Genomic DNA, 6,340 nt, shown 5'->3' on the forward strand with positions numbered 1-6,340 from the left:
GCCGAGGAAGCGCATGGGTTGAGCTCAACGCGAGGCACGCTCCGGGACTCTGACGGTTCAACTATTGACGTGTGGGGTTGGGATCGGGGAGAGGTGACGGTGGCCCGTCATGACGCGATCCAGATCCGTTGGGGCCAGTGGCACACTGACCTCGACCTCCTCATCGAATTTCCCGCGATCCACGATGTCGCTCACGAAGAGTTCGCAGTGCGGATCCTCGATAGGTCAGAAGTCGCGGCGATGACCCGGAAACGGTGGGAAATCGACCAGAACGATCACATTCTTCTTCGCGACTTCGAGACCGCGGTCGATGCCTTCGACAACGCGCTGCGTGACGGTGAGCACAAAGCCACGATTCTCGGTCGCGGACCGTCCCTGGACCCAGTGCTGAAACGAGTGATGGACGATGCTGCGCACCTCGTAGAGATTCTGCGCCGTCCCGACACCTCAGACGATGACCGGGACCGGACGATGCGGGCACTGTTCAAAGCTCTCAAGCCCATCGTCGGTGACCGTGCGGTCGAGATCCCGGAACTCGAGCCATTCGTGATGAAGCAACTCACGACCACGAAGACCAAGTGATTGGAATACCCATGAAGACCACACACGTGAAGAAACCAGTCATCCTCCTGGCCACCATCATCCTCACCGCCAGCCTGGCTGGATGCGAACCGAAGAAGGTCGAGGAACCCCCGGAGGGCGCGGACGAAACGAATGACCCCTCCGTCGTTGAGGAACGTGGCGACGGGCAAGGGCTCCACGAAGAAGGGACTGATGCAGGGTTAGGTGACATCTAATCTGGCTTGTTGACAGGCAAGCCTGGAAGGATAGACACCATGCCACAGCCCTACCCGAAAGAATTCCGCGACGACGTCATCCAGGTCGCTTTGAACCGGGACTCGAAGACGACGATCGCTCAGATCGCCAAGGACTTCGGGATCCATGAAGGCACCCTGAACAAATGGATCCGCCAGGCCGAGATCGATGCCGGCAACAAACCTGGCAAGTCCACCGACGAATCAGCAGAACTGCGAGAACTACGACGGCGGACTCGCCTGCTGGAGCAAGAGAACGAGGTCCTGCGCCGTGCTGCCGCGTATCTGTCACAGGCGAACCTGCCGTCAAAAGGCTCTACCCGCTCGTGAGAGAGCTCGCCGCCGACGGGATCCCCGTCGCGGTGTCGTGCCGGGTCTTGAAGCTCTCACGCCAGCCCTACTACCGGTGGCTGGCAGCACCGGTTCCTGAAGCCGAGGTCGCCGAAGCCTATCGGGCCAACGCACTCTTCGACGCCCACCGCGACGACCCGGAATTCGGATACCGGTACCTCGCAGATGAGGCGGAGTCGGCAGGCCAGCCTATGGCTGTTCGCACTGCGTGGCGGTTGTGTTCGTCCAATGCCTGGTTCTCGGCCTTCGGCAAGGGGCGGGCGAAGAACGGGAAGAAGCCGGGACCACCGGTTCACGACGATCTATGCGCGTTTGTCGATGCCGACGGACGGACCAGACACGAGTTCCATGCTGATGCCCCGAATCAGCTGTGGTTAACCGACATCTCGGAACACCACACGGGTGAGGGCAAGCTGTACCTCTGCGCCGTCAAAGACGCCTACTCCTCGCGCATCGTCGGATATTCGATCAGTTCGAGGATGAAGGCCCGGTTGGCTGTTGATGCCCTCGAGATGGCTGTGGCCAGGCGCGGTGATGTGGCCGGATGCAAGACGCACAGCGACCGCGGCAGCCAATTCCGGTCGAAGAAATTCACTCGGGCTTTGGCCCGTCATGGCATCATCGGGTCGATGGGCAGAGTCGGCGCGGCTGGCGACAACGCAGCGATGGAGAGCTTCTTTGCGCTGTTGCAGAAGAACGTTCTCGACCGCCGCCGATGGGCGACCCGTGACCAACTGAGAATCGCGATAGTGACGTGGATCGAGCGGACGTATCATCGACGTCGCCGACAAGCTCGGTTGGGTCGTTTGACACCGATTGAGTACGAAGCGATCATTGAGTCACCTGCACTCGCAGCGTGACACTTGAATTGTCACCTCTCCTTGCATCAGTCCCTTTCGTGGTGATCTCTGCTCGAGTCGCCATCGACAGTTCACTCCCCATAGCTTCCGAGGGTCCACCATTTCGCGGGCAAAAGTATATGAGGCACCGAGGGTGGCATCCGGGCTGTTTATCTGAGTCTTGCCGGTCGATTGACACCAGTAGAGTACGAAGCAATCATAGAGCCAGCTGCTCTCGCAGCTTGACACTCAAACTGTCACCTTTCTTTGCATCAGTCCCTTTTAGGCCTTTGGTCGAGCGTGACGTTTCCGGCCATCCCTGGCCACGAAAGCCACAGCAATGACCACCCAGCAAACATAGAGTAAGACCATAGGGATGAACACGATTGCCGGTAGGTAGTCGATTGAGCTAGACAAGAACAGCCAGGCCAGTTCTGCAACCATAAGCGCACCAAGCGCCAGGTTGGCAACGCCCATCCACCGCTTCTTCGTCGCTTCCCACGCGGAGTACAGAATCGATAGCTGCAGAACGAGAGTGGCGGCAACGAGCAGGAGCACTGACAGTACCTGTCGGACAACAAGCCACCCCGGGGAAGTGAAATCGAGGAGGAGGGCAACAGCACCAAGCACTACGCATCCTGCACCGGATAAAGCAAAGAAAGTCGGTCTACGGGTCACAGGTACTTGCTCCAAGTTCGAGCTGCGACGGCCCCATACGGAGAGCAATCAAATTTGCTTAGGACCTGTTGACCGGTAAATCTTGACCGCCGCGATGACAACGAAGACGACTGTTGCAACCCCCAACAAAAGAGGAATCAGGCCGTCGAGAATTGCTGTGATCGGACTGAAGTAGCCAGCCCACACGAGACCGGCAGCCAGCAAAACAGTCAGGGTCATGCCGGAAGCTACCCACTTCCTCGCTGACACCGGAGCTATTGGTGACCGGTGGATAGCTAGAGCGACGAGTACACCAGAGACCAGAACGAGCACGATTGAAACGAACGCTGGCACAGAGAGAACATAGAGCACCATCGCAGCGACAAAAGCAACAAGCCCTCCGAGGACAAGACTTCTTGATGAATTCACGACTGAGTGCCCCTACAGCTTCTTGACGAAAGTATTTGCTGTCACTGCTGCATAGTAGACGCCTACCGTGATGTAGCAGTTCTGGCGGAAGACCGTACCTTTGGAAAACTGATGCTGGCACTGCTGCTTCATCTGCCTTTTGAGTTTTCCATTGGCGCTGTACCACTGCTTCTTTTTAGTAGAGTTTGAGATTTTCTTCCCCATGATTGCTTGGATGTTCATATCGTGTCGGGCACACGGTCCACGGAAATCGACTCGATACTTACCAACCACAGGCTGGTCTGGAGAGGAGGTGCAATAGTCATGCCAGCTCTTTGGTTTGCAAGACTTCGGGCAATACCGGTAATTCTTGGGGATGGTGACTCTCCCTGGCTTCTTGGCGTAGGGAGTTAGAGGACCACCAGGTTTGACCTTCAGGGGAGTGGTTTCAGCTTCAAAGAGGTTGAGTCGTAACTGGCGCTTACGATTTGCAGGAAGGCATTGACGCCGAGGCGGCCGAAGCTGCAATGGGCCGCAGTGCCGACGAGACTACCAAGGCTCACAGTCGGGCCATCCTCGTGCTAGCTGAAGCAACGAGAAGAATGGACAAGGGACTTCACCCGGCAGGAGTGTAGGCTCCTGAGCCTTTGAGTGCGTTGTACAGCGTCTGCCGAGAGACCTCATAGCGTCGGGCGACCCCGGCCACCGAGATCCCCATGTCGACCATCGCCCGGCAGGCTTGCACGTCCTCGTCGGTGAGCTTGCGCTGATAGACCCCCTGAGCCTTCGCCAGCTCAATCCCCTCCCGCTGCCGTTCAAGGATCCGCGCGCGCTCGAACTGCGCCATGCCCGACAGAAACGTGAGGAACAGTTCCTGCATAGGGGAGCTGCCATCTTTGGAGACGGTGATGTTCTCCGAGACGAAGGTGACCGTGCACCCTTTCCCGGTCAGTGTGTCGACGAGCGAGTAGAGATCTCGGGTGTCTCGTCCGAGGCGATCCAACGAGGCCACACGAATATGGTCACCCTCGCGGGCATAGTCGATGAGCTTGTTCAGGCCTGCGCGGTTGGCGCGTGATTTCCCGCTGAGCTTGTCCTCGAACGTCTTATCGCACCAACCGATGGTCTCGTATTGCCGGCCAGGGTTCTGATCGGCGCTACTGACGCGCACGTAGCCGAGGGTCTGTCCGAACAGGGCATCTGAGGGGTTCTCGGAGTCGGTAGGCATATGTGTCCAATCACTGGAATCGCAACCCGTTTGACAGCATTCTTCCGGCCGAGATCTCGAATGTCAAAGGGGTATACCCGATTGACATGATCGCACTCATCCGGCCTGCTGGGCCGAAGTTTTCTCGAAATTTCATACTTTCGTGCGAGGCGCCCGCGGCGCCCACACTGTATGACCGGACCTGCGGCAGGTAACGGTTTGATTGCTTTCACACGAGCGACCCCGGAAGCCAACTCAGGGATTGTTAGGTTTAAGGACGGCTTATCCCCATGAAAGATCGTCCCCACCTTTCTTCACAGACTGCGAGACCATGCGAGAAGACTCCCGGATGGCCCTGGCCCCCGTTCATCCCCGCCGGTGGGTCCAGCGTGCCCTGGTGGCAGTCGTCGTCATCGTTTTCGCCATGGCCGCCATTTTCATCGTTTTCACGCCAGTAGAAACTGTTTCGAAGGTTCGGGTCGCAATCATCGATGGAGGAATTGACCCCACCTACCCAGCATTGAATAAGGCGAAGATCGAGGTTCGTTCGGTGCCGGGCGCCCCGTCGAGAGTGAGCGAACACGGGTCAGCCATGGCCGCGATCATGGTTGAAAGCGCGTCAGCAAAACCATCTACACGATCTCCGACGATCGAGATCGTCGATGTCCCGGCTCTTGATGTTTCTGGTGTCGGGGAAGTTGAAGACTTGGCGACTGGGATCACGACTGCGACGCAACAAGATGTGGATATGATCGTCGCCGCGCTCGGGACCGAAATGGACGTGCCAGAGCTGAAGGAAGCGGTCCGTCAAGCTCAAAACGATGGCGTGACCATCTTTTCCGCTGCCGGGAACGGTATTGGAGATTTCGCCTCATACCCAGCCCAATATGAGGGAGTGATCTCAGTGGGGGCACTGAACAAATCAGGCCGCCGCCTGAGATTCACGAATACTCGAGCAACGAATCTCCTTGCTTCCGGTGAGGAGATCCGCGTTGAGAGCCCGGGAGGTGGGGCCCAGCCGTATTCAGGGACGTCTCCTGCAACAGCGATTGCTGCGGGAAAGATTGCCGCGTGCTGGCCACTGATTGCTCCACACACTCTTGATCAGACCCGCAGGAACACTCCTGTCGATCAAGCGATAGAAGAATCCATTGAAGAACAAGGAAAGGATCCGAGGGAATGCAAGTCTCTTTAAGGAAGAGCGTTGCTGCTGTTGCAGCGGTGACCGCGTTAGCGGTGGGGCTGTCGACGGCAAATATTTCACCCGTCGCGGCCGACGAGCCAACCGAAGTACCAAGCGTCAGCACACATAGTGTCTCTGTTGATCCTGATGAGGCGACCTCAGGTGTTGAGTCGCTTGATGAGGGCGGCGACAACCTAGATACGACTGTAGACGTCGACGCGGTCGGTGGCACAGTCTCCACCTCGGTTGAGGCTGAAGGTATTGATTCGCGTGTGGATGTCGCCACGGATTCCGATGCTCCTCTTGATGAGCTGATCCAGTCGGTGACGGTTGAAGCAGTCGTCGATGGTGAAGACATTGAAAGCGAACTACTCGTCCGTGATTTCACCTATTTAGGTGATGAAGCCTTCACCGCAACTCTCGAAGATGCTCAGTCCGGAGAAACCATTGAGGTTTCTTCTGCCCAGGTGAATGCGCAGGCATTCCCGATTCTGTGGGTTCTTGGCCTCCTCGCTCGTGTCGGGATTAAAGCAGCCCTACGTGTCAGGCTGGAGCGGGACCACGGTGACAGAGCAAATCAGTCCGACCACGTAGGGCGAGAACCAGGAAACCAATCAATATGTCGAATCTCGTTGTGGCCGAAGTAGGCCAAAATGGGTCCATGAATAGTTCCGGACCGCGTGCCGGTGGACCGACCCGTCGAAGGTCGTTCACTCCCGCGCAGAAGCTTGAGTTGTTGACCCAGTACGAGGGCGCCTGCACCGGCAAGGAGGGCGGTGCTTTTCTGCGGGAACAGGGTTTGTATTCCTCGCAGATCGCTGAATGGCGAAAGCTTCGTGATGCCGGTGCTCTCACCGGAAAGAAGCCCGGGGAAACCATT

Annotated in this window: 8 protein-coding genes and 1 pseudogene; 6 read left to right on the plus strand and 3 right to left on the minus strand. The window is 57.6% G+C overall.

Annotated features, from left to right (window positions below):
* Positions 1 to 99 precede the first annotated feature (99 nt).
* The 3 genes from BAUR9175_RS17610 to BAUR9175_RS17620 all read left to right on the plus strand — a co-directional run bounded on the left by BAUR9175_RS17610 (position 100) and on the right by BAUR9175_RS17620 (position 2,026).
* Positions 100 to 582 (plus strand): hypothetical protein, encoded by a 483-nt coding sequence (locus BAUR9175_RS17610; RefSeq protein ID WP_101598885.1) that lies wholly within the window; start codon positions 100 to 102, stop codon positions 580 to 582.
* Positions 583 to 593: 11 nt separating this feature from the next.
* Positions 594 to 797 carry a hypothetical protein gene (locus tag BAUR9175_RS17615; RefSeq protein WP_096168655.1) on the plus strand — a complete coding sequence of 68 codons (204 nt, stop codon included), beginning with the start codon at positions 594 to 596 and terminating at the stop codon, positions 795 to 797.
* A gap of 39 nt (positions 798 to 836) precedes the next feature.
* Positions 837 to 2,026 (plus strand): IS3 family transposase gene (locus BAUR9175_RS17620; protein ID WP_226824317.1). Its coding sequence is split into 2 segments (ribosomal slippage): positions 837 to 1,121 and positions 1,124 to 2,026, totalling 1,188 coding nucleotides; the frame shifts between segments, so codons are not numbered across the junction.
* A 705-nt stretch (positions 2,027 to 2,731) separates the two neighbouring features.
* Here the strand turns inward: BAUR9175_RS17620 and BAUR9175_RS19250 are convergent.
* The 3 genes from BAUR9175_RS19250 to BAUR9175_RS17635 all read right to left on the minus strand — a co-directional run bounded on the left by BAUR9175_RS19250 (position 2,732) and on the right by BAUR9175_RS17635 (position 4,298).
* The gene (locus BAUR9175_RS19250; RefSeq protein ID WP_125178022.1) at positions 2,732 to 3,091 is read right to left on the minus strand and encodes a hypothetical protein; all 360 of its coding nucleotides are present in this window, start codon (positions 3,089 to 3,091) and stop codon (positions 2,732 to 2,734) included.
* 12 nt (positions 3,092 to 3,103) lie between these two features.
* Positions 3,104 to 3,598 (minus strand): phospholipase A2, encoded by a 495-nt coding sequence (locus tag BAUR9175_RS19810; protein WP_096168666.1) that lies wholly within the window; start codon positions 3,596 to 3,598, stop codon positions 3,104 to 3,106.
* Between the two features lie 88 nt (positions 3,599 to 3,686).
* A complete protein-coding gene (locus tag BAUR9175_RS17635; RefSeq protein ID WP_069599738.1) occupies positions 3,687 to 4,298 on the minus strand; it encodes a recombinase family protein in 612 nt (203 codons plus the stop codon).
* A gap of 376 nt (positions 4,299 to 4,674) precedes the next feature.
* Here BAUR9175_RS17635 and BAUR9175_RS17640 point away from each other — a divergent pair, with 376 nt between their 5' ends.
* From BAUR9175_RS17640 to BAUR9175_RS19550, 3 genes and pseudogenes are all read left to right on the plus strand, one after another.
* Positions 4,675 to 5,472, plus strand: a complete 798-nt coding sequence (locus BAUR9175_RS17640; protein ID WP_162619320.1) for a S8 family serine peptidase — start codon at positions 4,675 to 4,677, stop codon at positions 5,470 to 5,472.
* Positions 5,457 to 6,107, plus strand: a complete 651-nt coding sequence (locus tag BAUR9175_RS17645; RefSeq protein ID WP_146000925.1) for an SAR2788 family putative toxin — start codon at positions 5,457 to 5,459, stop codon at positions 6,105 to 6,107. The genes BAUR9175_RS17640 and BAUR9175_RS17645 overlap by 16 nt, the downstream gene beginning before the upstream one ends.
* A 14-nt stretch (positions 6,108 to 6,121) precedes the next feature.
* A pseudogene (locus BAUR9175_RS19550) lies at positions 6,122 to 6,340 on the plus strand (IS3-like element ISAar46 family transposase); the annotation flags it as partial.

Origin of the sequence: Brevibacterium aurantiacum (assembly GCF_900169065.1) — a bacterium.
In the GTDB taxonomy this organism is placed as follows: Bacteria; Actinomycetota; Actinomycetes; order Actinomycetales; family Brevibacteriaceae; genus Brevibacterium; species Brevibacterium aurantiacum.

Excerpts from the sequence above, each read along its gene's own strand:
- BAUR9175_RS17615 (WP_096168655.1), top strand. The coding sequence starts at position 594 with ATGAAGACCACACACGTGAAGAAACCAGTCATCCTCCTGGCCACCATC.
- BAUR9175_RS17635 (WP_069599738.1), bottom strand. The coding sequence starts at position 4,298 with ATGCCTACCGACTCCGAGAACCCCTCAGATGCCCTGTTCGGACAGACC.
- BAUR9175_RS17645 (WP_146000925.1), top strand. The coding sequence starts at position 5,457 with ATGCAAGTCTCTTTAAGGAAGAGCGTTGCTGCTGTTGCAGCGGTGACC.